The organism is Streptomyces sp. SID13726 (assembly GCF_010548375.1).
Taxonomy (GTDB): Bacteria; Actinomycetota; Actinomycetes; order Streptomycetales; family Streptomycetaceae; genus Streptomyces.
In genome coordinates, this window is sequence record NZ_JAAGLY010000002.1 from 111,290 (window position 1) to 137,573 (window position 26,284).

Consider the following 26,284-nt stretch of genomic DNA (forward strand, 5'->3'; position numbering starts at 1 on the left):
CCGTCAGGCGTCGAGCTTGCCCGACGCGGCCCGGATCATGCTGTCCGGCCACGCCGCCCGACCGCCGCTACCGCGTCTCCGGGAGCGGTTCGACCGTGACGAAGCCCTGGGTCGCCGCGGCCGGGAGCGGTGCGTCCGGGCCGTAGAGGAACCCGGCGAGGGCCGGGGTGGCCCGGTAGGCGAAGACGGACGCCGGTACGCCGAGGACGGCCGGGGTGTCGAGGAGGAAGGGCAGCTCGCTGTCGAGGTACTCCGCGCCGGCGGCCAGCTGGTCGGCGGTCGGGGTCCAGTCGGCGGGCATGGTGGTGCGCAGGACGCCGGTGACCATGCGGACGCAGGTGGCGTGGAACTCGGGGTGGTCCCGGTGCGCGCGGGCGAGGCGTTCGCGGGCGGCCCGGTACCCGGGGGTGTCGTAGAAGTCGGAGAACTGCGCGACCCCGAGCCGGTCCGGGTCGATCCCGGCGGTGGCCACGGCGCGGGAGATCCGGTTGGCCGTCTGGCGTACGTCGCGGTAGGCGCGGGCGCGGGCGTGCCGGGGTTCGTAGCCGCGGCCGAGGTAGGTGCAGACCACGGTCCCGGTGTCGGGGTGGGCGATCTCGACCCGGGTGAAGCGGGCGGCGGCCCAGCGCAGCAGCGCGACGAGCCGGTCCTCGGAGAAGTAGCCGTTGCCGGGGCTGATCCCGAGGAACACGTGGTGCCCGGCGTCGACGAGCCCCGCGCAGCGCTCGGAGAACGGGGTGGCGACGAAGCCGTCCCCCTGGCGGGCCACGATCGAGGAGGCCCGGGCCGTAGGCATCGCCCAGTCGTTCATCTCTGCGTTCCCCCGTTTTCCGCGCACTCGGTGCGCCGTGGTGCTCCGGTCGTCCCCATCGAGAGTAGAAGCAGCCGGTGGCGGCCGTCGGCCGGTCCGGGGAGGAACTCCCGCGGACGGCCCACGCGCCGCTTGCCGGTGACTAGCCGAGCGGCTTCTCCAGGATCGCCTTGCGGTGGCTGAAGGTCTCGATGGAGTAGCGGCCGTGGTAGTTGCCCATGCCGCTCGCGCCGACCCCGCCGAACGGCAGGTCGGAGACGGTGAGATGGGCGAGGGGCAGGCCGTGGCCGAGGGCGCCGGAGGAGGTCTCGGCGGCGATGCGGTCGCGGGTGGTGTCGGAGTCGGTGAAGACGTACAGCGCGAGGGGCTTGTCGCGGTCGTTGATGAAGTCGATCGCCTCGTCCAGGCCGGGCACGGTGACGATCGGCAGGATCGGGCCGAAGATCTCCTCCGCCATGACGGGCGCCTCGGGGTCGACGTCGGCGAGGACGGTGGGCGCGATGTACTTGGTCGTACGGTCGCTGGTGCCGCCCACGACCGTACGGCCGGAGTCGAGCAGGCCGGTGAGCCGGTCGAAGTGGCGTTCGTTGATGATGCGGCCGTACTCGCCGGAGACGGCGGGGTCGTCGCCGTAGAGGCTCTTGACAGCGCCCGCGAGCAGCGGCTCCAGCGCGGCGGCGGTCGCCGGGTCGGTCAGGACGTAGTCGGGGGCGACACAGGTCTGGCCGGCGTTGAGGAACTTGCCGCGGGCGAGGCGGTCGGCGACGACGGTGAGGTCGGCGTCGCGGTCGACGAACGCCGGGGACTTGCCGCCGAGTTCGAGGGTGACCGGGGTGAGGTGCTCGGCGGCGGCGCGCAGGACGATCCGGCCGACGGTGCCGTTGCCGGTGTAGAAGACGTGGTCGAAGCGCTCGGCGAGCAGGGCGGTGGTCTCCGGGATGCCACCCTCCACGACGGCGACGGCGTCGGGGTCCAGATAGGCGGAGAGCAGCCGGGCCACGGCGGCGGAGGTGGCCGGGGCCAGCTCGCTGGGCTTGGCGACCACCGCGTTGCCCGCGGCGAGGGCGCCGACCACGGGGGCGAGCAGCAGCTGGGCGGGGTAGTTCCAGGGGGCGATGACGAGGACGACGCCGAGCGGGTCGTACTGCGTCCAGGCCGTGGCGTCGGCGCCGAGGTGGGCCGGGACCGGGGCGGACTCGGGGCGCAGCCAGTCGGCGAGGTGGTCGAGAGTGTGGTCGATCTCGCGGATGGTGAAGTCGATCTCCGTGCGGAAGGCCTCGGTGGAGCTCTTGCCCAGGTCGGCGTGGAGGGCCTCGGCCAGGTCGGTGCCGTGCTCCGTGAGCAGTTCGCGCAGGCGGCGCAGCTGGGTCGTGCGCCACTCGACGGGCTTGGTGCGGCCGGTACGGAAGGTGGCGCGCAGCCGGGCGACGACGTCGGCGGGCTGCTCGGGGGCGGGGTGGTTCACAGGTGCCTCGCTGGGGTGGGCGGGCCTCGCGGCCTGGATCTCGACAGTCAGATGTATATTGCAACCTTTTCGGGGTCCAGGGAAATTCCGGACCGCGGGAACTACTTTCCGTGACCGGATGACAGCGGGCGGGCGGCGACGCTCCGGCAGACGCGCGCTGAGACCCGATGCGCGCGCTGAGATCGAACACAGGCGATGCGATCGGGAGAATCCTCTCCATGACCACCGCACCGCACCCGCTCCTCGCCACCGCCCGCGCCCTCGCCGACGACCTCCTCGCCCCGCACGCGGCACGAACCGATCAGGAAGGCGTGCCCGTGGGACACCTGGACGCGATCCGGGGCTCGGGCCTGCTCGGGGTGAGCGCTCCGCAGGCGTACGGCGGTGCCGGCGCTCCCGACTCGGTGGCGCGGGAGGTGCAGGAGATCTTGGCCGGGGCCTGTTGCTCGACGTGGTTCGTGCAGACCCAGCACCACACTCCGGTCAGGATGCTCGCCAAGTCCGACCTGCCGGTGCGGGAGCGGCTGCTCGGCCCGCTGGCGACCGGTGAACTGCTCGCGGGCATCGCCTTCGCACATGTGCGTGCCTTTCCCCGGGTGCCGGTGCGGGCGACGGCCGCGCGCGACGGGTGGCGGTTCGACGGGAGGGTGCCCTGGTACACGGGCTGGGGTCTGAACGACGTGATGCTGCTGGCCGGGGTGACCGAGGCGGACGAGGTGGTCTTCGCGTTCACCGAGGCGCGCGAGCAGCCGGGGCTGCGGCCGTCGGAGCCGATGCGACTCGCCGCGCTCACCGCCGCCCGGACGGTCTCCCTGGAGCTGGACGGCCTGTGGCTGCCCGAGGAGTCGGTGGTGCTGCGCACCCCGCAGGAGAAGTTCGCGCTGGTCGACCGGCCCCGCAACACCAACGCCTCCCCCGCCGTCTTCGGCGTGGCGTACGCGGCGCTCAAGGTGCTCGAGGACTCCGGGGAGCCGGGCACCGCGGCTGTCCTGCGCGACCGCGTCGACGAGGTGCGTCGGCAGGTGTACGACCTCGCCGACCACCCCGTCCCGCACGAGCGGATCGCCGAACGGCTGGCGCTCAAGACTCGGTCGTACGACGTCATGCGCGCGGCCGCGACCGCGGCTGTCGTGGCCGGAGGCGGCCGGGCCATGGGGCTCGACGGGACGGCCCAACGGCTGTTCCGCGAGGGGATGTTCCTGTTGGTGCAGGGGCAGACGAACGAGGTGCGCCGAGCGCATCTGGACGCCCTGGCGCGGGGTTAGCCGAGGAGCGCGGCCATGAGGTGTGCGGGCGCGTCCTCCTGGACGAGGTGGCCTGCGCCCGGGATGAGTTCGAGGCGTGCTCCCGGGATGCGGGCCACGAGTTCGTGCGCCTTGCCGACGGGGATCCAGGTGTCGTCCTCGCCCCAGCAGACCAGGACCGGGATCGTGATCTCGCCGTAGCGGTCCTGCACTTCGTCGGTGTACCGCTGGTCGGCCTGGGCGATCTGGCGGTAGAAGCCCGCCTGACCGGTCTCGCCGAGCCAGGGTTCGACGAGCCGGTCGAGGACGGCGGGGTGCAGGCCGGGGCTGCTGGCCGAGCCGACGTACTCGCGCACGAGTGCCCGGTGCAGGGCGGGCGGGAGTTGCTCGAAGACGTCGGAGTGCGCGCCGACGAGCCGGAAGAACGGGGAGCCCCAGGGGGCCAGCGCGACCGGGTCGACGAGGGTGAGCGAGCGGTAGCGGGCGTCGTGCAGCAGGTGGGCCCGCAGGGCGACCGCGCCGCCGAAGTCGTGGGCCACGACCCGGGGTTCGGCCAGGTCCCAGTGCGCGAGGAGTTCGGTGAGGACCCTGCCCTGGGCCGCGAGGGAGACGTCCTGGCCGGCGGACATCTCCGAGGTCCCGTAGCCGGGCATGTCCCACACGAACACGTGATGGCGGCGCGCGAGGGCACGGGCGACGGCACGCCAGACGTAGGAGGAGAACGGGGTGCCGTGCAGGAGGACGACCGGGTCGCGGCCGGGGTCTCCGAGGGAGTCCCAGCGGACCTCGCCGGAGCCACTGCGGAAGGTCCTGGTCAACTGCCAGTCGCTCACGGGCCGTTCCTTTCGTCGCCGGGCCCGTGAGCGTACGTCGTGCCACACCTAGCTCGCGAACGGCACCTGCGCCGAGGCGACGGAACGCTCACCGAAGGGATGCCGCCACAGCCCCTGCGCGGCGAGCCTCGGCAGCACTCCCTCGCCGAACCAGTACGCCTCCTCCAGATGCGGATACCCGGAGAGCACGAACTCGTCGATGCCGAGGGCGTGGTACTCCTTGATCAGCTCGACGACCTCGTCGTGGCTGCCGACCAGCGCGGTGCCCGCGCCGCCGCGCACCAGGCCGATGCCGGCCCAGAGGTTGGGGTGGATCTCCAGACCGTCCCGGCCGCCGCCACCGTGCAGGGCGAGCATCCGCTGCTGCCCCTCGGACTCGCTGCGGGCGAGCCCTGCCTGCACCGACCTGACCGTCTCGGGGTCGAAACCGGCCAGGAGCCGGTTCGCCTCGGCCCAGGCCTGCTCGGAGGTGTCCCGGGTGATGACGTGCAGCCTGATCCCGAAGCGCAGGGTGCGGCCCTCCTTGGCCGCGAGCCCCCGGATCCGGGCGATCTTCTCGGCGACCTGCGCGGGCGGCTCGCCCCAGGTGAGGTACACGTCGACGTACTTCGCGGCGACCTCCCCGGCGATGGGTGAGGACCCGCCGAAGTACACCTCGGGCACCGGGTCGGGCACCCGGGCCAGCTTGGCGTCCTCGACCTGGAGGTGTTCGCCCCGCAGGTCGACGGTCTTGCCCTCCCACAACCCCCGTACGATTTCCAGGAATTCACCCGTACGGCGATAGCGGGCGTCCTTGTCGAGGAAGTCCCCGTAGGCCCGCTGCTCGTGGCTCTCCCCGCCGGTGACCACGTTGAGCAGCAGCCGTCCGCCGGACTGGCGCTGGAAGGTGGACGCCATCTGGGCGGCGAGCGTCGGGGAGACGAAGCCGGGCCGGAAGGCGACCAGGAACTTCAGGCGCTCGGTGTTCTGGCTGACCATGGCGGTGGTCAGCCACGCGTCCTCGCACCAGGCGCCGGTGGGCGTGAGCGCCCCGACGAAGCCCAGCTCCTCGGCGGCGCGGGCGATCTGGCTCAGGTAGGCGACCGTCGGCGGCCGGTCCCGTCCGGAGACGGTGGCGGGCGTGCCGTGGCCGCCGCCGACGACATGGCGGCTGTCGCCGTTGGTGGGCAGGAACCAGTGGAAGGTGAGGGACATGGGGGGTCTCCGATCGGAAGGTCCGCTGTTCGCTAGAGAAGGCCGTGCCGGGGCGGCCGGGTGCCGTTGAGCACGTACCTGCCGATGTGCTGGATCTTCCAGCGGGTCGGGTCGTGCAGGGTGTGGGTGCGGGCGTCCCGCCAATGGCGGTGCAGGTTGAGGGAGTTGAGGGCCGCACGGGTGCCGGAGACCTCGAACAGGGCGCTCGACACCTCCACGGCGGCCCGGGCCGCCTGCACCTTGGCCGCGGCGACCGCGAGGGACGCCTCGGCCGCCGTGTCGTCGGTGAGGTCGACCCCGGCCGTGTCCACCGCGCGGGCAGCTTCCCTGAGGAGCGCCTCGGACGCCCTGACCTGGAGGGCGAGTTCACCGAAGCGCTGGATCAGCAGCGGATCCTCGGCGGCCGTCTCGACACCGCTCTCGAACCACGGCCGGCTCTTCGTCCGGACGAACTCCGCCGCCTCCGCGAGCGCTCCACCGGCGATCCCGGTGTCGATGGCAGCGTGCAGCAACTGGGCGACGGCACCGTGGAGTTGGGGTCCCTCGAAGGTGAGGTGGTGGGGCAGCACCCGGTCCGCCGGGACGTCGACGCCTTCGAGTCGGACGGTGCCGCTGGCCGTCGTACGCTGGCCGAGTCCGTCCCAGTCGTCGATCACCGTGAGGCCGGGGGCGTCCCTCGGCACGTAGGCGACGTGCAGTTCGTCGTCGTCGGCGCGGGCCAGCACCGGGATCCAGTCGGCGAAGAGGGCGCCGGTGGAGTAGTGCTTGACGCCGTCGAGACGGTACGAGCCGTCCGGCCGGGGGCGCAGACGAGTGCGGATGTCCTGGACGTGCTTGGTGCCGGCCTCGGACTGGGCGTTGCCGAAGCGGCAGCCCGCGAGCAGTTCGGCGAAGAAGAACTTCCGCTGCTCTTCGGTGCCCTGACGGCGGATCACGTTGGCGTAGACGAAGTGGCTCTGCGGGATCTGGGAGAGGCTGGCGTCGGCGGAGGCGAGCAGGCGGAAGATCTCGGCGAGGGTCAGGGCGCCGACGTCCGCGCCCCCGTGCTCGGCGGGGACGGTGGCGGCGAGCAGGCCGGACTGCGAGAGACGGTCCAACTCGGCGCGGGGCAGCCTGCGTTCGGCGTCGCGCGCGGCGGCGCCCGTGCGGAACTCCTCGGCGAGCGACGCGGCGACCGCGAGGGCCTCCGCGTCGTCGGCGATCACATGGGCGGACATGTTCGTCAGCTCACCGCCGCCAGGACCGGCCGGTGGCCCAGCGCGGCCGAGAACTGGTCGACGACCTGGTCCAGGGCCTCGGTCGCCACCGGTGCGACGGACAGCGAACCGTCCTCGTGCACGGTGATGTCCTTGTCGAGGGTGAACCAGCCCTGCACGATGTGGGCCGCGCCCATGGAGCTGAGGACGGGCCGGAGGGCGTAGTCGATGGCGAGGACGTGGGCGGTGGAGCCGCCGGTGGCCAGCGGGAGCACGGTCTTGCCGGCCAGGGCGTACTGCGGGAGCAGGTCGAGCAGTGCCTTGAGGACTCCGGAGTAGGACGCCTTGTAGACGGGTGTGCCGACGACCACGCCGTCGACGCGGGCGAACAGCTCGGTGGCCTCGACGATCGACGGGTGCTTGAAGTCGGCGCCGAGCAGGGCCTCGGCGGGGATGGTGCGGACGTCGAGCGGGATCACCTCGTGTCCTTGCGCGGTCAGGCGCCGGTCGAGGTGGCGGAGCAGGCGGTTGGTGCGGGAGGAGGCGGAGGGGCTGCCGGAGACGGACAGGACGGTGGCCATGGGGTCCTCTTTCGGGGAGGAGGGGCGCCCCCGGTTCAGGCGGGGGCGCCCCTGGGGAAGCGGTCAGGAGTACCAGGTGGGTTCGGGCAGTTCGCCTTCCAGGACCCAGCGGCCGACCTCGCGCCGCTTGTAGGCGACCGGGTCGTGCAGGGTGTGGGTGCGGACGTTGCGCCAGAACCGGTCCAGGCCCTCCGAGGTGGCCGTGGAGCGGGCGCCGGTGACCTCGAAGATCCGGCTGGAGATCTCCAGGGCCACATCGGTGGCCCGTGCCTTCACCGCGGCCACCCGGACCTCGAAGTCGCCGCGGGTCTTCTCCGTGACTGCGTCGGGGTCGTCGTGCAGTTTCTGTCCCTCGGCGGCGACGGCGTCAGCGAGGGCCTCGGCCGCCCAGAGCTTCGCGGTGAGGTCGCCGTAGGTGTCGATGACGTACGGCTCGTCGACCGCGCGCTCGAAGCCGCCGTGCAGCCAGGAACGGGACTTCTCGCGGGTGTAGGTCGCGGCCGTCTCCAGCGCGCCGCCCGCGATGCCCAGGTAGAAGTTGACGAAGACCAGCTGGATGGTGGGGACGTTGAGGGTGTTGTAGATCCGGGGCTGGAACACCTTGTCGACGTATCCGGCCGCGTTCGTCCACGGGGTGCGGACGCCGTCGAGGGTGACCCCGCCGCTCTCGGTGAGGCGCTGGCCGATGTTGTCCCAGTCGTCGTGGAAGGTCAGGCCCTCGGAGTCGGAGGGCACGATCGCGAAGACGTGGCTGTCCGTGCCGTTCAGGACGCCTTCGAGGACGGTGACATCGGAGACCTTGCTGCCGGTGGAGAAGGTCTTGCGGCCCGTGAAGACGAGGTCGTCGCCGTCCTCGGTCACGACGACGTCCTGGTCGCGTGGGTTGACCGCGCCGCCGAAGAACCAGCGGCCCCGGGAGGCCTCGGCCTCGACGTGCTCCCACTGCTCGCGGGTGCCGACCAGGCGGGCGGCCCAGAACCACAGGTAGTGGTAGCCGAGGAGCTGGCCGATGGAGCCGTCGGCCTTGGCGATCTCGCGGACAACCCGGTAGGCGGTGGGCCAGTCCTGGCCTCCGCCGCCGTGTGCGGTGGGGCCGAGGAGAGTGACGAGGCCTGAGTCCTTGAGGAGCTGGACCTCGGCGTACGGGGTGGCGCCGGCGTGGTCGCGGGCTGCGGCATCGGTGGCGAGGACGGCGGCGACCTCGGCGGCGCGGGCGATCCAGTCCTGGGCGGTCTCGGGGGCGGGACGGGTCTGCCAGTCGGTGTTCGTGGCGGTGCTCATGTCGGTGGCCTCCTCAGACTCGGGCGGGGACGGACTCGTCGTCGGGCAGCTGGGCCTCCAGTTCACGGACCAGCGGGAGCACCCGCCTGCCGAAGTACTCGACCTCCTCGTGGTAGTGCAGGAAGCCGAGGAGCAGCAGGTCGACGCCGAGCTTCTTGTAGGCCACGATCCGCTCGGCGATCTGCTCCGGGGTGCCGATGAGGCCGGTGCGGAAGCCGTCGTTGTACTGGACGAGGTCCTCGAAGGAGGAGTCCTGCCACATGCCCTTCTTGTCGGAGGTGGACTGGCCCGCCTGCTTCACGGCGGCGCCGAATCCCTCGACGGCCTCGTGGTCGGCCTTGGCGACGATCTCCCTCAGCGTGTCGCGGGCCTCGGCCTCGGTGTCGCGGGCGATGAGGAAGCCGTTGAGGCCGAACTTCGGAGCGGTGCGCCCGACTTCGGCGGCGGCCTTGCGGACGTCGGTGATCTGCTCGGTGACCCCGTCGAAGTCCTTGCCGTTGGAGAAGTACCAGTCGGAGACCCTGCCTGCCATCTGCCGTGCGGCGGTGGAGTTTCCGCCCTGGAAGATCTCCGGGTGCGGGCGCTCCTCGGTGTTGAGGGGCTTGGGCTTGAGGGAGAAGTCGCGCAACCGGTAGAAGTCACCGGCGAGTTCGGTGTGGTCCTCGGTCCAGATCTTGCGGAGTGCGGTGATGAACTCCTCGGAGCGGCGGTAGCGCTCGTCGTGCTCCAGCCAGGGCTCGCCGAGGGCGGTGAACTCGCCCTTGAACCAGCCCGATACGACGTTCACCGCGAAGCGGCCCTTGGAGAGGTGGTCGGCGGTGGCGCCGAGCTTGGCGAGGACGCCGGGGTGCCACAGCCCGGGGTGGACGGCGGCGATGACCTTCAGACGTTCGGTGGCGAGCAGCAGGGCGAGGCTGAAGCTGGTCGACTCGTGCTGGTACTCGGCGCCGTAGCTGGCCATGTAGCGGACCTGGCTGAGGGCGTACTCGAAGCCGTTGTTCTCGGCGAGGACGGCGAGTTCGCGGTTGTAGTCGTACCCCCAGTCGGTGCGCTGCTCGATCTTGCTGGTGACGAGTCCCCCGCTGACGTTGGGGACCCAATAGGCGAATTTCACGGGCGCGGGCATGCGGAACTCCTGGTGCGGAATGTTTTCGGGCGCGCCGAATTCGGAGAGGGCACAGGTGTGATGCGTGTGCGGTGAATTCAGGCGGGAAAAGCGGCGGATCGCAGAGGGTTGATCAGGCCGCGGCGCAACAGGAGGCGCTGGAGACGCGCGCGAGGTCGACGTGGCGTCGCCGCGTGAGGTCCAGTCGCATCTTCATGTCGTCGATCCTGGCAGTCGCCCGTGAGAGGCGTCAAGGAAAACCCGACCGGTCTCGTATCGCGGACCATTGAATTTCACGAACGTGTGACAGGGAAACCCTTGAACCCGGCGTTCGGCGAGCCGCATTCTGCGGGCATGCGGACGGAACAGCTGGAATACATAGCCGCCGTGACCCGGCTCGGTTCACTGCGCCGGGCGGCGGAGGAACTGCGCCTTTCGCAACCCGCGTTGAGCGAGACCGTGCGGAACCTGGAGCGGGAGCTGGGGGTCGACCTGCTGGAGCGCAAGCGGTCCGGGGCGACGATGAGCGCGGAGGGCCGGGAGCTGCTGCCGCACATCGTGGGTGTGCTGGAGGCGGTGGACCGGCTGCGGTCGGCGGCGGGCGAGCAGCACCGCATCAGCCGTATGGTCCGGGTGGGGACGGTGAACGCGGCGACCGTGCCGTTGCTCATCCCCGCGGTCGAGGACTTCCGGGCCGCGCATCCGGTGACCCAGGTCGAGGTGGTCGGCGCGCAGCAGTCGGACATCCACCGGGCGCTGTCCGAGGGCGGGTTCGACCTCGGGCTGGTCAACCACCTCGACGGCGACGACACGCCCGCCGGCTTCGAGTCCACCCAACTGCTGCACGGGCGGCCGGTGGTGTGTCTGCGCCCGGACAGTGCGCTGGCCGCGCGGACCTGTGTGTCGGTGGACGATCTGCTGGCCCAGCCGTTGATCGCGATGCGCACCGGCTATGTCATGAACCGGTTCGTGCACCGGCTGCTGGACGGACGCGGTTCGTCGTTCGCGTACTCCACCGACGGCGCCGAGATGGGCAAGCTGATGGTGGCCGAAGGTCTCGGAGTGACGGTGCTCCCCGACTTCAGCGTGGTCGGGGATCCGCTGGAGCGGCAGGGCACGCTCACCCACCGGCCGATCGAGGGTGACTCCACGCGTGTGCTGCTGATGCTTCAGCGCCGCAAGGCCGAGTCGGTACCGCGGGCGGCACGGGATCTGCACGAGGTGTTCGTACGCCGGGCCCGGCAGCTGGGCGGGACACTCACCCCGGCGTCCACCCCGCTCGACCCGGCGTCCGCTCCACCGCTCGCCCCGGCCCTCGACCCGCCGGGATGAGCCGCCCGTTCAGTCCTCGTCGCGCCCCGGGACGACCACGAGGAACGCGTCCGAACGGAGGTCCATCACCACGGTCGCGGGCTCTCCCTGCGCGCGCCTCTGTGCCGCGTACTCCTCTGCCGGCCACGATCCGCGCGGAGCCCCCGCAGGAAACCTCTCCAACACCTTCGCGCTCATAGTGGCGGACACCTCCAGCGTCGCTGACGAACCGTCTCCACCAGTGCGGTTGCCCGGGATCGCGCCGGACATGTTCACGACTTCGGCATTTCGCCGACCGGCGTCGGCCACCAGACCCGGGCCCCGATGTCCCGCACCAGCGCGGGCACGAGCAGGGACCGGACGACCAGGGTGTCGAGCAGGACGCCGAAGGCCACGATGAAGGCGATCTGGGCGAGGAAGGCCAGCGGGATCACCCCGAGGGCGGCGAAGGTCGCGGCCAGTACCACGCCGGCCGAGGTGATGACCCCGCCGGTGGTGACGAGTCCGCGTGCCGTCCCCTGGCGCACGCCGTGGCGCAGGGACTCCTCCCTGACCCGGGACATCAGGAAGATGTTGTAGTCGACGCCGAGGGCGACGAGGAACACGAACCCGTACAGCGGCACGGAGGGGTCGGTGCCGGTGAAGCCGAGGACATGGCGGAAGACCAGGGCCGAAACGCCCAGTGCGGTCAGGAAGTTGAGGGCGACCGTGGCCACCAGGAGCACGGGCAGCAGCACCGAGCTCAACAGCACGACCAGGATGAACAGGATGATCGCGAGGACCACGGGGACGATGAGGGTGCGGTCGTGCTCCGCGGTGCGCAGGGTGTCGTACTGCTGGGCGGTGTAGCCGCCGACGAGGGCGTCGGCGTCCGGCACCTCGTGCAGGGCGGTGCGCAGTCGCCCGACCGTCTCCTTCGCGGTGTCGCTGTCGGGGGCCGCGGTGAGGGTGACGTCGACCCGGACCCGGCCGTCGACGACGAGCGGCTGGGCACCTGGGCGCCCTGAACCGGTCACCGACGTGGCGTCGGCGACGCCCTCGGTGTCCCGGGCCGCCCGCACGACCTCGGTGAGCCGGTCGGCGTCCGCGACGACCACGGCGGGGTTGCCCGCACCGGCCGGGAAGTGCCGGCTCAGGGTCTGCTGGGCGGTGACGGAGGGGGCGTCGTCGACGAAGGTCTCGTCGAGGGGAACTCCCTTCGAGGCGAGGGCGGGTGCGAAGGCGGCACCGGCCAGCAGGACCACGAGGGTGAGCGCCCAGACCTTGCGCGGCGCCCGGTCGACGAGGGCGGCGACCTGGTGCCAGACGCCCTCGCGGTGTTCGTCGGCGGGGCGGGGGCGGGCGGGCCAGTAGGCGGCGCGGCCGAGGAGGGCGAGGGCAGCGGGCAGGAACGTCAGCGAGGTCAGGACGGCACAGGCGATGCCGATGGCGCCGACCGGGCCGAGGGCGCGGTTGTTGGTGAGGTCGCTCAGCAGCAGGGCCAGCAGGCCGAGCGCGACCGTGGCCGCACTGGCGACGATCGCCGCCCAGGACCGTCGTAGCGCCGCCCTCGCCGCGGTGAACCGGTCGGTGCCGCGGGCGAGTTCCTCCCGGTAGCGGGCCGTGAGCAGCAGGGCGTAGTCGGTGGCCGCGCCGATCACGAGGATGGAGAGGATGCCCTGGACCTGTCCGTCGACGCGGACGACGTCGTGGTCGGCCAGGGCGTACACGACGGCACAGGCGACGCCGAGCGCGAAGACCGAGCCGAGGATGATCACCAGCGGCAGGAGCAGGCTGCGGTACACCAGCAGCAGGATGACCAGGACGACGGCGAGCGCGACGGCGAGGAGCAGTCCGTCGATGCCGGCGAAGGCGTCGGAGAGGTCGGCCTGGGTGGCGGCCGGTCCGGCGAGGCGCACGGTGGTGCCGGGGACGCGCTCGGCGGCGGACCGTATCCGTTCGAGGGTGTCGGGGAGGGCGTCGCCGACGTCGGGGCGCAGCGGGACCACGCCCTGGAGCGCCTCCCGGTCCTCGGAGGAAACAGCGGGCGAGATCTCGCCGGCGACTCCCGGGGTGCCGGCGAGGGAGCCGAGCACCCGGTCGGCGTCGGTCTTCCGGTCGGCCACCGCGACTTCGGTCTTCCGGTCGACCACCGCGGCGCCGGTCCAGACGACGATCACGGGCAGGGTCTCGCTCTGCCGGAACTTCCTCCGTTCCGCGACGACCGCGGTCGACTCGGCGCTGCGCGGCAGGAAGGCCGCCTGGTCGTTGGTCGCGACCTCGCCCAGCCGGCCGGCGAAGGGGCCGAGGACGCCCCCGGCCACGAGCCAGACGGCCAGCAGGAGCAGAGGGACGAGCGCACGGGTGCGTCGGGCGGGGGACATCGGTCTCCAGGGTTCGATGACAGGTACCTCAATGAAAAACAATCTCAATCATTGAGTTACATCGTGTCGGTGATCGTAGACGACGCCTGTTCTTCTCCCGGAGACCGGTCCGCGGATGCGCCCGCAGGGGGCGGATTCAGCCGCCGCCCGGCCGTACCGCGGAGAGTTCCTCGTTCAGCGCCTCCAGGAAGCGCACCACCACGGAGAGGTCCTGTTCGCCGAAGCGGGAGCGGGCGGCCTCGGTCGCCTCGGCGAGCGGGCGGAAGTACGAGCGCGCGGCGGCCCGGGCGTCCGGTTCGTAGTGCAGGTGGACGACCCTGCGGTCCGCGCTCTCCCGGACCCGGCGGATGTGCCCCGCCCGCTCGAGCCGGTCCACGCACGCGGTCACCGCGCCCGAGGTGAGTCCCAGGTGCCGGCGCAGCCCGCCGGGTGTCATCGGCTCGTCGGCGTCCATGATCGCCGCGAGCGCCTGGATGTCGGTGGCGTGCAGACCGTGGTCACCTGCGAAACCCTGGACGAGACGGTTGATCTCGCCGTTCATGCGGCGCAGTCGTACGGCGAAGGAGTACAGGTCGGTCGGTGCCTCGCCCGGTCCGGAGTCCCGGTGCGCGTCCTGTTCCCGCTCGTTCGCTGTGGCCACGTGATCAGCGTATAGAAGGGCCGCGCCCTCGCGGGCCGGGGCCGCATCCGAAGAGCCCCCGGCGGTGGAAGTGATCACCAGGGGGCCGCCAGGAAGGACAGGGAAGCGATGGACCACGACGACACGCGCGCGGGGCCGCGGTGCCTGGTGACCGGTGCCACCGGGTACATCGGCGGGCGCCTGGTGCCCGAACTGCTCGACGCGGGCCACCGGGTCCGGTGCCTGGCCCGCTCCCCCGAGCGGCTGCGCGACCACCCCTGGGCCGACCGAGCCGAGGTGGTCGGCGGTGACGTCACCGATGCCGCGTCGGTCGCCCGGGCCATGGAGGGGGTGGACGTGGCGTACCACCTGGTGCATGCGATGAGCTCGGGCAAGGACTTCGAGGAGACCGACCGCAGGGCCGCCCGGATCTTCGGCGAGCAGGCCAGGGCCGCGGGCGTACGGCGGATCGTCCACCTCAGCGGGCTCACCCCGGCGGACGTGCCCGAGGCGGAGCTCTCCCCGCATCTGCGCTCGCGCGCCGAGGTGGCCCGTGTCCTGCTGGACTCCGGGGTGCCGACCACCGTCCTGCGGGCGGCCGTCGTCATCGGCTCGGGCTCGGCCTCCTTCGAGATGCTGCGGTACCTGACCGAACGCCTGCCCGTGATGGTCGCCCCGAGCTGGGTGCACACCCGTGTCCAGCCGGTCGCGGTCCGCGATGTGCTCCGGGCCCTCGTCGGCAGCGCCGGGATGCCCCCGGACGTCAGCCGGGCCTTCGACGTCGGCGGCCCCGACGTCCTGACGTACCGCCAGATGATGACCGGGTACGCGGCGGTCGCCGAACTCCCGCGCCGGATCGTGCTTCCGGTGCCGGTGCTCACGCCGGGGCTCTCCAGCCACTGGGTGGGCCTGGTGACGCCGGTGCCCGCGTCGCTCGCCCGGCCGCTCACGGAGTCGCTGCGGCACGAGGTGGTCTGCCGCGAGGACGACATCGCCCGGCTGCTCCCCGGCCCGCCCTTCCGTCCGATCGGCTTCGAGGACGCCGTACGCCTCGCTCTCCAGCGGGTGCGGGAGGCGCGGGTCACGACCCGGTGGTCGTCGGCGTCGGTGCCGGGTGCGCCGAGCGACCCGCTGCCCACCGACCCGGACTGGGCCGGAGGCAGTCTCTACACCGACCACCGCGAGCTGCCGGTCGACGCCTCGCCCGAGGCGCTGTGGCGGGTCATCGAGGGCATCGGCGGGGAGAACGGCTGGTACTCCTTCCCGCTCGCCTGGGCGGTGCGTGGCTGGCTGGACCGGCTGGTCGGCGGGGTCGGGCTGCGCCGGGGGCGGCGGGACGCGGCGCGGCTGCGGGTCGGCGACTCGCTGGACTTCTGGCGGGTCGAGGAGATCGAGCCCGGCCGGCTGCTGCGGCTGCGGGCCGAGATGCGGCTGCCGGGTCTGGCCTGGCTGGAGATGGCGGCGGCCACGGACGAGGACGGCCGCACCCGCTACCGGCAGCGCGCCCTGTTCCATCCGCGCGGTCTGCTCGGCCAGGCGTACTGGTGGGGCGTCTCTCCGTTCCACGCGGTCGTGTTCGGCGGCATGGCCCGCAACATCGCCAAGGCCGCGGCGAGTACGCCGGTCCCCGCGCCGGTTCCCTGACCTTCCAATCCGTCGGTCCCCTGCCCTTCCCGTTCACCGGTTCCCGAACCCCCGACCCCCTCCACGGAGTTACGCGCCATGAGCATCTCGGTCGTCCTGTTCACCAGCGACCTGCGTCTGCACGACCATCCGCCGCTCAGGGCGGCCCTGGACGGCACCGAGCAGGTGGTGCCGCTGTTCGTGCGGGACCGGGCCGTGGCCGCCGCCGGGTTCGCGGTGCCCAACCGGCTGGCGTTCCTCGCCGACTGTCTGCGCGACCTGGACGCCGGTCTGCGCGAGCGGGGCGGCCGGCTGGTCGTGCGCTCCGGCGACCTGGTCGACGAGGTGTGCAAGGTCGCCGTGGAGGCGGACGCCGACGAGGTGCACATGGCGTCCGACGTCAGCGCCCACGCGCACCGGCGGGAGGAGCGGCTGCGCCGGGCCCTGGAGACGGCGGGCGTACGGCTGCACGTGCACGACACGGTGACCACGGCCGTCGCGCCCGGCGTGGTGGTCCCGGCGTCCTCGGACCACTTCGCCGTCTTCACGCCCTACTTCCGGCACTGGTCGCAGGAGCGGCTGCGGGAGCCGCTCCCGGCACCGAGGAGCGTGCGGGTCCCGGACGGCGTGGGCTCCGAACCCCTGCCCTCCCGTGACGAGTCGAAGGGGCTGTCGGAGGGACTCGCCGCGGGTGGCGAGACGGAGGGCCGCAAGCGGCTCACCGCCTGGCTGCGGACGGGTGTGGCCGCGTACGAGGACCGCCACGACGACCTGGCCGGCGACGCGACCTCCCGGCTCTCCCCGCACCTGCACTTCGGCACCCTCTCCCCCGTCGAACTCGTCCACCGGGCGCGCCGGGCCGGTGGTCCGGGCGCCGAGGCCTTCGTACGGCAGCTCGCCTGGCGCGACTTCCACCGGCAGGTCCTCGCGGCCCGTCCCGCAGCGGCCGGGGCCGACTACCGCACCCAGCACGACTGTTGGCGGTCCGGGCAGGCCGCCCGTGCCGACGTCGAGGCGTGGAAGGAGGGCCGCACCGGCTATCCGATCGTGGACGCGGCGATGCGCCAACTGCGCCACGAGGGCTGGATGCACAACCGCGGCCGGCTGCTGACCGCGAGCTTCCTCGCCAAGACGCTGTACGTGGACTGGCGCGTCGGTGCCCGGCACTTCCTGGACCTGCTGGTCGACGGGGACGTGGCCAACAACCAGCTCAACTGGCAGTGGATGGCGGGCACCGGCACCGATACCCGGCCCAACCGGGTGCTCAACCCGGTCACCCAGGCCAAGCGGTACGACCCCGAGGGCGTCTACGTCCGCCGCTGGGTGCCCGAACTGGCCGAGTTGGAGGGGTCCGCGGTGCACGAGCCGTGGAAACTGCGGGGGTTGGACCGCGCCGCGTTCGACTACCCGGACCCGATCGTCGAACTGTCCGACGGGCTGGCCCGGTTCAAGCGGGCCCGTGGGCGGGAGTGACCGGCGGCTCGGCCGCGTAGAGACCGGCCAGCGTGTCCAGGGCGTCCTCGAAAGCGGTCGGCCGCAGCATCCCGTGTCCGGAGCGGCCGAGCCAGCCGGGGCCGCCCAGCATCACCAGGGGCCGTCTGCGTGCGCCCTTGACTCCCCACTGGGCGCCGGCGACGTGCCGGGCCAGGGGCAGGCTCGCCGTGGAGCGGGCCTGTGCCCACAGGACGACTGCCGCCGGGCCGGTCCTCTCGACCGCGGCGGTCAGCGCCTCCGCGGGGACGGCGGACCCGAACATCCGGGTGGGCAGGCGCAGTTCGCTCAGTCCGGCGTTGAGTGCCTCCAGCGCCAGGGTGTGCTGCTCACCGGGGACACAGGCCAGCACCACGGGGCCGGGGCCGAGGGCGTCGCCGTGCCGGGCCGGTGGCAGGGTGCGGCGGCGCAGCGCGGTGGACATGTGCCAGGACAGCAGGTGCTCGACCTCGACGTAACGGTCCCCCGACGAGGCCCACTTGCGGCCGACCGCGTGCAGCGTGGGCACCATCACCTCCTGCCAGGCGACGGCGAGGCCGTGGGTGTCGACCGCCGCGGTCAGCTGCTCCTCCACGGCGGGCGCGTCGAGCCGTACGGCGGCCCGGGCGAGGCCCCGGCACTCCTGGCGCACATCGCCGAGGGGCAGGGTGCCGGCTGCCCTCGACCGTGCGCGGGGTGTCGCCGACGGGAGAGGGTCACCGCCCTGCTCCGGGGACGCTCGCCCCTTCGCCGCACGCGCCGCCTCGGCGGGCGGGACTCCGGCAGAGGTCAGCCGGCACATCGCCTCCAGTACGGCGATGTCCCGGGGCGTCCAGCGGCGGTGGCGGCCGTCGGCGCGGACGGCGGGGCCGATGCCGTAGCGGCGGTCCCAGGAGCGCAGGGTGGTGGGCGAGACCCCTAGCCGGCGGGCCAGCGCACCGGTGGTGAGGCCCGTCGCGGGGTCCTGGGAGACCTGTTCCGGCCGGGTCCGCGTCCCCTCGCCGTCCGGTTCGTCGGACATGGGTCGACTATACGACGCACAACCGATGCGAGTTGTGGCCGCCGATCCCGGCCTCGGACGATGACCGCAGGTCACATGCTCCGGCCCACGCGTCCCCCGGCGCCCGCCGGAGTCGTCCAGTGCGAGGAGCCACCGCCATGAACGCGCAGTCGAGCACCCTCCCGGCCGGGCCCCCGGGCGCGGCGGCCGAGGCGTCCGGGTGGACCGTACCCGACGAGGAGCTGGCCCTCGGCCTGGTGGCGGGCGACGAGGAGTGCCTGGCCGTCGCGTACCACCGCTGGTCACCCCTGGTGCACACGCTGGCCAGGCGCTCCCTGGGCGACGCGAAGGAGGCCGAGGACGTCACCCAGCAGGTGTTCATCGGCGTGTGGCGCGGACGACGGGGTTACCGGCCCGAACGCGGCACGCTCGCCGGGTGGATCGTGGGCATCACCCGGCGCAAGATCGCCGACGCCCTGCTCGCCCGCACGCGCCGGTTCGAGCTGGTCGTCTCGGCGGGCTCCCGTCTCGTGCTCGGCGACCGCACCGGGGACCGGACCGAGCAGGCACTGGACCGCGTGGTGGTCCGCGCCGCACTCGCCGAACTCCCGTCGGCCCAGCAGCGGGTGCTCCGCCTCACGTTCTACGAGGATCTGAGCCAGACCCAGATCGCCGAGCGCACGGGGTGGCCGCTGGGCACGGTCAAGAGCCACGCGCGGCGCGGGCTGTACCGGCTGCGGCGTGGGCTCGAATTCGCTTTCGACGCAGAAACGGTGCGATGACCGTCCGGGACTTCGCCGCACGGACACGCTCTCCCCAGGACGATCCCAGGGATCTCTACACATACAGGAGGATCAGGCGCAGAATGTATGCAGGCGGCGCTTACCGCACAACCGCATCAGACGCGGTCAGGCCTGCGAGTCAAAGGAGACGAGTCATGGCCAACGTCTCGCCCACCAGAGGTGACATCACCAGTCACCCTGATGCTTCAGAAATGCGGGAACGCTACGCCCGCATGCTCGGCGGTCGCGATGTGGCACTCGTGGACGGACCGGTGTTCCTCCTCGGTCTGTACTGCGCGGTGTCCCCGTGGATACTCCACTACACGACGAGCCAGCCCGCCCTCGTGACCCACAACCTCATCGTGGGGATCGCGATCGGTCTGCTGGCCCTCGGATTCACCCGGGCTCCCGAGCGCATGTACGGCCTCAGCTGGGCCTTCTGCGCGGTAGGTGTCTGGATGATCATCGCGCCCTGGATCGTCGGCGACAGTCCCGACGCCGGTGTCGCGCTGAACAACATCATCATTGGCGCCCTCGCGGTGATCCTGGGGCTGATGTGCGCGGGCACGGCGGCGAAGAGCGCCCCCAAGCCGTAGGAAGTTCCCTCGACACGAAAGACGTGAGGGCCGGTCCACGCCCCGTGGACCGGCCCTCACGCACGCTCAGGCGCCCGGCATCAGCCAGGGCTCCTGCGGCAGCGGACTGCCGGTCTCCAGTACGGACTTGAGGTTGGACAGCACCGCAGGCCAGCCGCCCGAGACGTCGGCGAGCTCGCCCTCGTCGGCGAGGTCCTCGTGGGTCACGGTGAGGCGCACGATCTCGCCGTGCGGCCGGATGTCGAAGGTGACCCGGGAGTGCCGGTCCTCTCGGCCCTCGTCCTCGGGCGCGGCCCAGGTGGTGACGAGCCGGCTCGGGCGTTCGCTCTCGACGACGGTGCCGACCACGTCGGCGACGCCCGACCCGTCGGTGCGGACATGCTCCCAGCGGGAGCCCGTCCGCCAGTCGGAGACGTTGCTGTGGCCCCAGTAGGCGGCGGTCAGGTCGGCGTCGGTGAGGGCGTCCCAGACCTTCTCGGGCGTGCTGTGGATGTAGGTGACGTACACGAAGGTGGGCTTGTCGGTCATGGCTTCCTCGGCTCGTCGCTTCACGGCACCGAGCGCGCTCAGGCGCGGGCGCTCGAACTTGTCGATCCACCGCTCCTGGATCTCGTGGAGCGGGACCGGATTGAGGTAGTGCAGCTTCTCCCGCCCCCGCCGCACCGTCGCGACCAGGTTGGCGGCCTCCAGGACGGCGAGGTGCTGGGTCACCGACTGGCGCGCCATGTCGATGTGCTCGCACAGCTCCCCGAGCGTCCGGCCGTTGTCCTCGTGCAGCAGGTCGAGCAACCGTCTGCGGGTCTCGTCGGCCAGCGCCTTGAAGACCTTGTCCATCCCGGAGTCGTCCTCTGATCGCACACTCAACGTTATGCAGGCAATCACCTGCATGTCAATCCAGGAAAGCTCCCAGCTCTTCCCGGTGGGCGGCCACCCACTTCCGGGCGGCCCGCACCTCGTCCACGGCCCCCTGCTCACACAGCCCGACCATGGCGGGCTCGCCGCGCGCCGCCCCGGCCTCGATCCCCCGCCGGCACCGGTCCTGCCACCACAGCACCGTGTCCAGCAACCCGTCCCGCGTGTCGAGGCCGTAGGCGTCGCAGATCAGCCGGAGGCGGCGGGCGGTGTCCCGTACGTCCGTGACCCCAGGCCCCAGGTCGAGGTACTGCCAGCACACATGGGCGACGTCGTGGATCCGCTCGCCCGGCGCGGCCAGGTCCCAGTCGATGAAGGCCGACGGCCGCCACGCCGTGTACACGGTGTTCTTCGGCGCGAGGTCGTTGTGGCAGACGACGTCCCGGTCGCCGGCCAGCGGGGTTCCGTGGGTCAGGTCGTGGAAGGCGCGGACGAGCCGGGCCACCTCCCCGAGGGCCTCGTCGGTACGGGCGGCGGCGCGCTCGCCCGGGGTCACGGCCGCCCGGCCGGGCAGGTAGTCGAATGTCTCCCTGCCGAGTTCGTCGACACCGAGGAAGCGGGGCGCGCCCCGCCAGCCCGCGTTCTCGAACAGCGCGAGCAACTCACGTACGAAGCCGGACCGTTGGCCCGGAGTGCGGCGCACGGTCGCGCCGATCCGGACGACCTCGTTGACCGCCCCGCCACCGAGCACCGACTCCTCCACCGGACCGCCTCCCGAGGCAGGATCGACTCATGGACACGAACAGGACCTTCACCCTCGTCCCGCCCGCACGCCTTGAAGGCTACGGCGTCCGGCTGCGCCCCTGGGCGGACGGCGACCTCGCCGACCTGGTCGCGCTCTACGACGATCCCGAGATGGCCCGCTGGACCCCTGTCGCCTCCCCCTTCGACACCGAGGCGGCGCGTGCCTATCTCGCCGGCGCGCAGGAAGGACAGGCCGAGGGACGGAAGGTCCAGCTGGCCATCACCACCGACGGGGTCCTCCCCCTGGGCGAGGTACTGCTCTTCCGGAGCGCGGCCAACGAGCGGGACCTGGAGCTCGCCTACGGCGTGGGACCCGCCCATCGAGGTCAGGGTCTGGCCGGGCGGGCGGTGCGGCTGGCGGCGGAGTACGCCCTGCGGGAGATACGGCCCCGCCGGGTGGTCCTGTGCATCGCCGCAGGCAACGCGGCGAGCGAGGCGGTCGCCCGGTCCTGCGCGTTCGAGCTCGCGGACGAACCGCCGGTCCGGAGGGTGTCGCGGGGCCGGGAGGTCGTCCTGCGCACCTGGCGTCTGCGTACCTCGCCTCTGCGCACCTCGCGTCTGCCTACCTGAAACCCCATGGCCCGACGGGGACTCGGCGTGCCACTCTCGCCGTATGGATCACGCGGAGGTACTGCTCGTCGGAGGCCGGGCCGGGGTCGGCAAGACGACCGTGGGGTGGGAGGTCTCGGCGCGGCTGCGGGCCGCCCGGGTGGCGCATGCCGTGATCGACGGGGACTTCATAGGTCAGGTGCATCCGGCACCCGAGGGCGATCCGCACCGGGCCGCCGTCGCCGAGCGCAACCTGGCCGCGGTGTGGGGGAACTACGCCGACCTCGGTTACCGGCGCCTTGTCTATGTGAACACCGTGAGCGTCCTTGAGGAGTCGGCGGGCATGTTCCGGCGGGCGATGGGCGACGACGTGAGGATCGTCCGGGTCCTGCTCACCGCGACCGACGAGACGGCCGAACGGCGGCTGACCGGACGGGAACTCGGCTCCGAGCTGGAGCACGAGCTGCGCGGCGGCGTCCGCAAGGCACGGATGCTGGACGAGCGTGCGCCCGCCGGCACGCTGCGCGTGGCGACCGACGGGCGCACGGTGATCGACATAGCGGCCGAGGTGACGGCCGCCACCGGGTGGGTCCCGGCGCCGGTCAGCTGACGTTCAGGGCGGTGTCGTCGATGACGAACGACGTCTGGAGGGTGGAGCCCTCCGTGCCGGTGAACTTGAGGGTGACGGTCTGGCCCGCGTAGCTCGCCAGACTGAAACCGCGCTGGGTGTACCCCGAGGCCGCGTTCAGGTTCGAGTACGTCGCCAGGGTGCTCAGCACCGTGCCCGAACTGTTGAGCACCTGCACCTTGAGGGTGTCGTAGGCGGTGCTGGTGGTGGTCTCGGCGGTGTCGATGTGCAGGTAGAAGCTGAGCGCGGCCGTGGTGCACCCGGACGGGACGGTCACCGACTGGGACAGGGTGTCGGTGTGCGCGGAGCCGTAGCCGTCGAGCCAGGCGTAGTAGGAGCCGGTGCGGGCGGACTCGTCGCTTGAGTCGGTGATCACTCCGCTGGTCGCGGTCCAGGTCGAACTGCCGGACTCGAAGCCGTTGTTGCCGAGGAGCTGGGCGGAGGTGCAGGTGCCGCCGTCGTCACCTCCGCCGCCGTCGCTGCTCCCGCCGGCCAGCCACTCGGTGGCGTTGAGGGCGAGGGCCGCGTTGGTGGCGCCGGAGTCGTTCCAGCCGTCGTACAGGGTGTTGCCGGACTGGCCGGTGTCGTCGTCGATGGGTGAGCTGTCGCCCCAGAACGCGACGCGCCCGCTACCGAAGGTGCTGGTCGCGAAGAAGGCGCCGGTGTTGCCCGAGTAACCGGTGCGGTAGAGCAGGCCCTTGACGTTCGCGTTGTCGGCGGGCTTCAGAGTGGCCGTCGTGCCGCTGGCGATGAGGCTCTTGGTGACAGTGCCGAACGAACCGTGCAGCACGGGGTCGCTGCTGTCGCTGATGGCGGACGGGTAGTCCGAGCTGATGCTCAGCGAGTCGATGGAGAAGCCGAACGGGTCGGTCGAATCGACGCTGTTGTTGGTCATCAGGTCGTTGAGGATCTCGACCGCGTCGTAGCCGTCGTTGTTCCGGTCGGCGCCGGTGTGGTCGGAGACCATGAAGAGGCCGCCGCCGTTCTTCACGAAGGTCATGATCGCCGTCTTCTCGGCGGTCGTGAACAGCGTGTTGGGCTCCGGCAGGACCAGGGTGTCGAAGTTCGACAGGTCGGTGGTCGAGGAACCGCCGTAGGTGAGGGCGCCGGTCGCGGTCTTGAGGCTGTAGTCGCCGGTCTTCTGGAGGGCGACTCCCCACGACGAGATCGCGCCGGTCCAGTCGGTCTCGGCGGAGGGCGAGGAGTCCTCGCCGAGCGGGTCGGGCTGACTGGTGGAGATGATCCAGTCGGCGTTGCCCGCCGTCTCCGCGTGGCCGTTGTCGAAGAGGATCCGGTGCGGGGTGGCAGCGGCGGCGGGCGTGGCGGTGACCTGCACGGCCACGCCTGTGGCGACAAGGGTGAATCCGGCGAGGACCGCGCCGAGTCTGTAGCGGGGTCCGGTGAGTCCGAGCATCCGGCATACCTCCGTGAGGAGTTGGGGAAGGGTGATGCGGGGACGGGAACTACGCGCATAGATAGCCGATCGAATTGAACGGTACATGACATCCAATGGGCCGAACAGGATCGATCCGGCCCACCCGCCCAGGATTGACCGGGTGTTGACCGACGGTTGGGGCGGAACCGGACTGTCTCCGCCTCCAGCGGGCAGACGCAATGCATAGGGAGTCATCTGAAAAGGGGCGGAGATGGAGATCAGCGGCATCATCAGCGCCATCGTGATCGGCATCGTGATCGGTGTCCTGGGCCGGCTCGTGGTACCGGGCCGCCAGCGCATCGGGATCCTGTGGACCATTCTGGTCGGCATCATCGCCGCGCTGATCGGCTCGGCGATCGCCGGGGCCTTCGACGTGGCCGACACCAAGGGCATCGACTGGGTCGAGTGGCTCATCCAGATCGGTCTCGCCGCGCTGGGCGTGGCGGCACTGGACCGGTCGAAGGCGCGCCGCTGACGGGCCTTCGAGAGAGGGGTCCTCGCGGCACACGGCCGGAGGATGCGGGACACAGTGCGGGTGGGAGTGCGGCGCGCTGCGGCATGTGGGGCACGCCGGGGCGCTGTTGCGGAGCCCGGTGAGACTCCGCTGTGGAGTCCGGCAGGATTCCGCCGCGTCCCTCCAAGTGCGATGGCCGCAAATCCTGTTGCGGCCACCGGACCCCGGCGGCAGGCTTCAACGGCCCCCACCCCCGCCTCGCCGTGCCGGAGACCCGCTTGTCCTTCCATGTCACCCCGCTCGCCGATCCCGAGGCCGCCGCCTCCAGCCGCCGACTGGCCTGGCTGGTCTCCGGCGACGACGGGATACCACTCGGTTCCGCCTTCCTGCGGCTGTTCACCAAGGAGGGGCAGGACCACCTCGCCGAGCTGGAGCTCGCGGTGCACGGTGCCGAGCGCCGCCAGGGCGTCGGGACCCGGCTGCTGGAGGCCGCCGTGGGCGCGGCGAAGGCGGAGCGGCGGCGGTCGGTGATCGCGCAGGCCGTACAGGGCTCCCCCGGTGACCTGTTCCTGGCCGCACGGGGCTTCCGGCAGGTGCTGGCCCTCGTCTACGCCCGGCTCGCACTGCCCGACCTGGATCGTGCCGCGATCGACGCACTCGTCGAACTGCCCCACCCGGGCTACCGGTTGACCGAGTGGGAGGGCACCGTGCCGGGCGCGCTGGCGCGGTCGTTCGCCGACTCGCGACGGGCGATGGACGACATGCCGATGGACGGCACCGACTTCGGCACGGTCGTCTGGGACGTGGACCGGGTGGTCTCGGCGGCGGAGGCGGTCGCGCGGCGCGGGGATCTGCTGCACACCGTCGCCGCCGTGCACGAGGCGGACGGCACAGTGGTCGGGTTCTCCGAACTGGTCGTGCCCGGCGACGGGTTGGGCGACGGCCAGCACTACGGTACGGCGGTGCTGCCGGAGCACCGCGGCCGCGGCATCGCCCGCTGGATGAAGGCCGCGTCCATCCGGCACGCACGCCGACGGCACCCGGGACTCTCCGGGCTGTGCACCGACACCGCCGAGGGCAACGCCCCGATGCGTGCCGTCAACGACGCCCTCGGATACGTACCGACGCACAAGGCCGTGGAGTACCAGCTCGACCTGTGATCACCGACCGGCCGTGGCCCGCAGCGCGGCCAGTCCCTCACGGACCGAGGGGTACGCGGGCGTCCAGCCCAGGTCCCGCTCGGCCTTGGCCGCCGACACCCGCATGCTCGACGCGAACATCGCGTGCGCGTACGACAGCGGCCTGGTCAGCCACAGCGGTACCGTCATCGGCCTCGGCAGCCCGAACTCCTCGGCCACGCACAGCAGATGGCCGCGGAAGCCGAGGGGCGTGGGGTCGACGACGTTGTACGCCTGGCCGGGGCGTCCGTGTGCGACCGCGGCGGCCACCGCGCGGGCCGCGTCGGTGAGTTCGACCCAGGGCAGGACCCTGCCGTGGTCGGCGGGCGCGGGCAGCTGCCGCTTGCGGAGCAGGTCAAGTACGGCGTCGGTGCCGCCTGGGCCGTAGAAGAGGCCGAAGCGCAGGGCGATGCCTTCCAACCCGGGTGCGCCGAAGGTTAGTTGCTCCTTGGTGCGCATTCCGGCGAGGTGCCGTTCGAGCTGGGGGTCGGTGCCGCGCGGGCCGAAGTCGTCGTCCTCGGTGATCTCGTGGTCGCCGAAGTCGCCGTAGCCGTATCCGAAGACCATCGACTCAGTGATGAGGCGCCGGGCTCCGGTGGCCCGGGCGGCCTCGATCAGATGGGCGGTGCCGTCGATACGCAGGGCGTCGGTGGCGTACATGTCGCGGTGCCGCATGGGCGGCTTGCGCAGGGCGGTCGCCGCGTGGACGACCGTGTCGAAATGCTGTCCGTCCACGGCGCGCAGCAGGGCGTCGCGGTCCATGAGGTCGGCCCGGACTCCGTTGCCCGCGCTCCGGCCGAGGCCGGTGACCTTGTGGCCGGCGTCGGTGAGGGCCTGGGCGATGTGCCGGCCTAGGACTCCGCTCGCGCCCGCGAGGAGGATGCTCTGGTTCTCGTTCGTCGTCATACCG

The 26,284-nt window shown here is 71.9% G+C and carries 26 protein-coding genes; 10 read left to right on the plus strand and 16 right to left on the minus strand.

Features of this window, described 5'->3' with window-relative positions; genetic code table 11:
- Positions 1 to 67: 67 nt before the first annotated feature.
- Together G3I78_RS04545 and G3I78_RS04550 are read right to left on the minus strand one after the other, a co-directional pair.
- The gene (locus G3I78_RS04545) at positions 68 to 811 is read right to left on the minus strand and encodes a tRNA-dependent cyclodipeptide synthase (protein WP_164421473.1); all 744 of its coding nucleotides are present in this window, start codon (positions 809 to 811) and stop codon (positions 68 to 70) included.
- A 142-nt stretch (positions 812 to 953) separates the two neighbouring features.
- A complete protein-coding gene (locus tag G3I78_RS04550) occupies positions 954 to 2,276 on the minus strand; it encodes an aldehyde dehydrogenase family protein (RefSeq protein WP_164421474.1) in 1,323 nt (440 codons plus the stop codon).
- 218 nt (positions 2,277 to 2,494) lie between these two features.
- Between G3I78_RS04550 and G3I78_RS04555 the strand changes: the two genes are divergently transcribed.
- The gene (locus G3I78_RS04555) at positions 2,495 to 3,541 is read left to right on the plus strand and encodes an acyl-CoA dehydrogenase family protein (RefSeq protein WP_164421475.1); all 1,047 of its coding nucleotides are present in this window, start codon (positions 2,495 to 2,497) and stop codon (positions 3,539 to 3,541) included.
- Here G3I78_RS04555 and G3I78_RS04560 read toward each other — a convergent pair.
- From G3I78_RS04560 to sfnG, 6 genes are all read right to left on the minus strand, one after another.
- Positions 3,538 to 4,353: an alpha/beta hydrolase gene (locus G3I78_RS04560; protein WP_164421476.1), complete on the minus strand. Its 816-nt coding sequence runs from the start codon at positions 4,351 to 4,353 to the stop codon at positions 3,538 to 3,540. The two genes, G3I78_RS04555 and G3I78_RS04560, sit on opposite strands and share 4 nt — an antisense overlap.
- Before the next feature lie 48 nt (positions 4,354 to 4,401).
- Positions 4,402 to 5,547 carry an LLM class flavin-dependent oxidoreductase gene (locus G3I78_RS04565; protein WP_164421477.1) on the minus strand — a complete coding sequence of 382 codons (1,146 nt, stop codon included), beginning with the start codon at positions 5,545 to 5,547 and terminating at the stop codon, positions 4,402 to 4,404.
- Between the two features lie 32 nt (positions 5,548 to 5,579).
- Entirely contained in the window at positions 5,580 to 6,764 is a 1,185-nt protein-coding gene (locus tag G3I78_RS04570; protein ID WP_164421478.1) for an SfnB family sulfur acquisition oxidoreductase, read from the minus strand.
- Positions 6,765 to 6,769: 5 nt separating this feature from the next.
- On the minus strand, positions 6,770 to 7,324 hold the full coding sequence (ssuE, locus tag G3I78_RS04575; protein ID WP_164421479.1) for an NADPH-dependent FMN reductase: 555 nt from the start codon (positions 7,322 to 7,324) through the stop codon (positions 6,770 to 6,772).
- Between the two features lie 63 nt (positions 7,325 to 7,387).
- A complete protein-coding gene (locus G3I78_RS04580) occupies positions 7,388 to 8,605 on the minus strand; it encodes an acyl-CoA dehydrogenase family protein (protein WP_164421480.1) in 1,218 nt (405 codons plus the stop codon).
- Between the two features lie 13 nt (positions 8,606 to 8,618).
- Positions 8,619 to 9,731: a dimethylsulfone monooxygenase SfnG gene (gene sfnG, locus G3I78_RS04585; protein WP_164421481.1), complete on the minus strand. Its 1,113-nt coding sequence runs from the start codon at positions 9,729 to 9,731 to the stop codon at positions 8,619 to 8,621.
- 333 nt (positions 9,732 to 10,064) lie between these two features.
- On the opposite strand from sfnG, the gene G3I78_RS04595 reads away from it, so the two are divergent.
- A complete protein-coding gene (locus G3I78_RS04595; RefSeq protein ID WP_203614366.1) occupies positions 10,065 to 11,042 on the plus strand; it encodes a LysR family transcriptional regulator in 978 nt (325 codons plus the stop codon).
- Between the two features lie 9 nt (positions 11,043 to 11,051).
- Here G3I78_RS04595 and G3I78_RS04600 read toward each other — a convergent pair whose 3' ends face one another.
- The 3 genes from G3I78_RS04600 to G3I78_RS04610 form a co-directional block, all read right to left on the minus strand.
- Positions 11,052 to 11,219, minus strand: a complete 168-nt coding sequence (locus tag G3I78_RS04600) for a hypothetical protein (RefSeq protein WP_203614368.1) — start codon at positions 11,217 to 11,219, stop codon at positions 11,052 to 11,054.
- A 74-nt stretch (positions 11,220 to 11,293) separates the two neighbouring features.
- On the minus strand, positions 11,294 to 13,384 hold the full coding sequence (locus G3I78_RS04605; protein ID WP_164421484.1) for an MMPL family transporter: 2,091 nt from the start codon (positions 13,382 to 13,384) through the stop codon (positions 11,294 to 11,296).
- A gap of 136 nt (positions 13,385 to 13,520) precedes the next feature.
- A complete protein-coding gene (locus G3I78_RS04610; RefSeq protein WP_164421485.1) occupies positions 13,521 to 14,024 on the minus strand; it encodes a MarR family winged helix-turn-helix transcriptional regulator in 504 nt (167 codons plus the stop codon).
- A 108-nt stretch (positions 14,025 to 14,132) separates the two neighbouring features.
- Here G3I78_RS04610 and G3I78_RS04615 point away from each other — a divergent pair, with 108 nt between their 5' ends.
- Together G3I78_RS04615 and G3I78_RS04620 are read left to right on the plus strand one after the other, a co-directional pair.
- Positions 14,133 to 15,647, plus strand: coding sequence for an SDR family oxidoreductase (locus tag G3I78_RS04615; protein ID WP_164421486.1), 1,515 nt, complete (start codon positions 14,133 to 14,135; stop codon positions 15,645 to 15,647).
- A 78-nt stretch (positions 15,648 to 15,725) separates the two neighbouring features.
- Positions 15,726 to 17,099 carry a deoxyribodipyrimidine photo-lyase gene (locus G3I78_RS04620; protein WP_164421487.1) on the plus strand — a complete coding sequence of 458 codons (1,374 nt, stop codon included), beginning with the start codon at positions 15,726 to 15,728 and terminating at the stop codon, positions 17,097 to 17,099.
- Here the strand turns inward: G3I78_RS04620 and G3I78_RS04625 are convergent.
- On the minus strand, positions 17,074 to 18,117 hold the full coding sequence (locus tag G3I78_RS04625) for a MerR family transcriptional regulator (protein WP_164421488.1): 1,044 nt from the start codon (positions 18,115 to 18,117) through the stop codon (positions 17,074 to 17,076). The two genes, G3I78_RS04620 and G3I78_RS04625, sit on opposite strands and share 26 nt — an antisense overlap.
- A gap of 137 nt (positions 18,118 to 18,254) precedes the next feature.
- On the opposite strand from G3I78_RS04625, the gene G3I78_RS04630 reads away from it, so the two are divergent.
- Both G3I78_RS04630 and G3I78_RS04635 read left to right on the plus strand, forming a co-directional pair.
- Positions 18,255 to 18,878, plus strand: a complete 624-nt coding sequence (locus tag G3I78_RS04630) for a sigma-70 family RNA polymerase sigma factor (protein ID WP_164421489.1) — start codon at positions 18,255 to 18,257, stop codon at positions 18,876 to 18,878.
- 155 nt (positions 18,879 to 19,033) lie between these two features.
- Complete coding sequence (locus G3I78_RS04635; RefSeq protein ID WP_164421490.1) at positions 19,034 to 19,474, plus strand: SPW repeat protein; 441 nt, start codon at positions 19,034 to 19,036, stop codon at positions 19,472 to 19,474.
- 66 nt (positions 19,475 to 19,540) lie between these two features.
- On the opposite strand, the gene G3I78_RS04640 is transcribed toward G3I78_RS04635, so the two are convergent.
- Together G3I78_RS04640 and G3I78_RS04645 are read right to left on the minus strand one after the other, a co-directional pair.
- Positions 19,541 to 20,308: a metalloregulator ArsR/SmtB family transcription factor gene (locus tag G3I78_RS04640; RefSeq protein ID WP_164422092.1), complete on the minus strand. Its 768-nt coding sequence runs from the start codon at positions 20,306 to 20,308 to the stop codon at positions 19,541 to 19,543.
- A gap of 55 nt (positions 20,309 to 20,363) precedes the next feature.
- A complete protein-coding gene (locus G3I78_RS04645) occupies positions 20,364 to 21,089 on the minus strand; it encodes a phosphotransferase (RefSeq protein WP_164421491.1) in 726 nt (241 codons plus the stop codon).
- A 29-nt stretch (positions 21,090 to 21,118) separates the two neighbouring features.
- Between G3I78_RS04645 and G3I78_RS04650 the strand changes: the two genes are divergently transcribed.
- Together G3I78_RS04650 and G3I78_RS04655 are read left to right on the plus strand one after the other, a co-directional pair.
- Complete coding sequence (locus tag G3I78_RS04650; protein WP_164421492.1) at positions 21,119 to 21,700, plus strand: GNAT family N-acetyltransferase; 582 nt, start codon at positions 21,119 to 21,121, stop codon at positions 21,698 to 21,700.
- Positions 21,701 to 21,743: 43 nt separating this feature from the next.
- A complete protein-coding gene (locus G3I78_RS04655; RefSeq protein WP_164421493.1) occupies positions 21,744 to 22,289 on the plus strand; it encodes a hypothetical protein in 546 nt (181 codons plus the stop codon).
- On the opposite strand, the gene G3I78_RS04660 is transcribed toward G3I78_RS04655, so the two are convergent.
- Positions 22,282 to 23,721: a hydrolase gene (locus G3I78_RS04660; RefSeq protein WP_164421494.1), complete on the minus strand. Its 1,440-nt coding sequence runs from the start codon at positions 23,719 to 23,721 to the stop codon at positions 22,282 to 22,284. The two genes, G3I78_RS04655 and G3I78_RS04660, sit on opposite strands and share 8 nt — an antisense overlap.
- Before the next feature lie 232 nt (positions 23,722 to 23,953).
- On the opposite strand from G3I78_RS04660, the gene G3I78_RS04665 reads away from it, so the two are divergent.
- Together G3I78_RS04665 and G3I78_RS04670 are read left to right on the plus strand one after the other, a co-directional pair.
- Positions 23,954 to 24,217, plus strand: coding sequence for a GlsB/YeaQ/YmgE family stress response membrane protein (locus G3I78_RS04665; RefSeq protein WP_164421495.1), 264 nt, complete (start codon positions 23,954 to 23,956; stop codon positions 24,215 to 24,217).
- A gap of 257 nt (positions 24,218 to 24,474) precedes the next feature.
- On the plus strand, positions 24,475 to 25,356 hold the full coding sequence (locus G3I78_RS04670; protein WP_164421496.1) for a GNAT family N-acetyltransferase: 882 nt from the start codon (positions 24,475 to 24,477) through the stop codon (positions 25,354 to 25,356).
- Here G3I78_RS04670 and G3I78_RS04675 read toward each other — a convergent pair whose 3' ends face one another.
- Positions 25,357 to 26,280: an NAD(P)-dependent oxidoreductase gene (locus tag G3I78_RS04675; protein WP_164421497.1), complete on the minus strand. Its 924-nt coding sequence runs from the start codon at positions 26,278 to 26,280 to the stop codon at positions 25,357 to 25,359.
- Positions 26,281 to 26,284 lie beyond the last annotated feature (4 nt).

Coding starts and splice junctions, on each gene's coding strand:
- G3I78_RS04565 (WP_164421477.1), bottom strand. CDS start 5,547: ATGTCCCTCACCTTCCACTGGTTCCTGCCCACCAACGGCGACAGCCGC.
- G3I78_RS04605 (WP_164421484.1), bottom strand. CDS start 13,384: ATGTCCCCCGCCCGACGCACCCGTGCGCTCGTCCCTCTGCTCCTGCTG.
- G3I78_RS04655 (WP_164421493.1), top strand. CDS start 21,744: ATGGATCACGCGGAGGTACTGCTCGTCGGAGGCCGGGCCGGGGTCGGC.
- G3I78_RS04570 (WP_164421478.1), bottom strand. CDS start 6,764: ATGTCCGCCCATGTGATCGCCGACGACGCGGAGGCCCTCGCGGTCGCC.
- G3I78_RS04665 (WP_164421495.1), top strand. CDS start 23,954: ATGGAGATCAGCGGCATCATCAGCGCCATCGTGATCGGCATCGTGATC.
- G3I78_RS04555 (WP_164421475.1), top strand. CDS start 2,495: ATGACCACCGCACCGCACCCGCTCCTCGCCACCGCCCGCGCCCTCGCC.
- G3I78_RS04650 (WP_164421492.1), top strand. CDS start 21,119: ATGGACACGAACAGGACCTTCACCCTCGTCCCGCCCGCACGCCTTGAA.
- G3I78_RS04625 (WP_164421488.1), bottom strand. CDS start 18,117: ATGTCCGACGAACCGGACGGCGAGGGGACGCGGACCCGGCCGGAACAG.
- sfnG (WP_164421481.1), bottom strand. CDS start 9,731: ATGCCCGCGCCCGTGAAATTCGCCTATTGGGTCCCCAACGTCAGCGGG.
- ssuE (WP_164421479.1), bottom strand. CDS start 7,324: ATGGCCACCGTCCTGTCCGTCTCCGGCAGCCCCTCCGCCTCCTCCCGC.
- G3I78_RS04545 (WP_164421473.1), bottom strand. CDS start 811: ATGAACGACTGGGCGATGCCTACGGCCCGGGCCTCCTCGATCGTGGCC.
- G3I78_RS04675 (WP_164421497.1), bottom strand. CDS start 26,280: ATGACGACGAACGAGAACCAGAGCATCCTCCTCGCGGGCGCGAGCGGA.
- G3I78_RS04630 (WP_164421489.1), top strand. CDS start 18,255: ATGAACGCGCAGTCGAGCACCCTCCCGGCCGGGCCCCCGGGCGCGGCG.
- G3I78_RS04595 (WP_203614366.1), top strand. CDS start 10,065: ATGCGGACGGAACAGCTGGAATACATAGCCGCCGTGACCCGGCTCGGT.
- G3I78_RS04640 (WP_164422092.1), bottom strand. CDS start 20,308: ATGGACAAGGTCTTCAAGGCGCTGGCCGACGAGACCCGCAGACGGTTG.
- G3I78_RS04615 (WP_164421486.1), top strand. CDS start 14,133: ATGGACCACGACGACACGCGCGCGGGGCCGCGGTGCCTGGTGACCGGT.
- G3I78_RS04600 (WP_203614368.1), bottom strand. CDS start 11,219: ATGAGCGCGAAGGTGTTGGAGAGGTTTCCTGCGGGGGCTCCGCGCGGA.
- G3I78_RS04620 (WP_164421487.1), top strand. CDS start 15,726: ATGAGCATCTCGGTCGTCCTGTTCACCAGCGACCTGCGTCTGCACGAC.
- G3I78_RS04660 (WP_164421494.1), bottom strand. CDS start 23,721: ATGCTCGGACTCACCGGACCCCGCTACAGACTCGGCGCGGTCCTCGCC.
- G3I78_RS04635 (WP_164421490.1), top strand. CDS start 19,034: ATGGCCAACGTCTCGCCCACCAGAGGTGACATCACCAGTCACCCTGAT.
- G3I78_RS04580 (WP_164421480.1), bottom strand. CDS start 8,605: ATGAGCACCGCCACGAACACCGACTGGCAGACCCGTCCCGCCCCCGAG.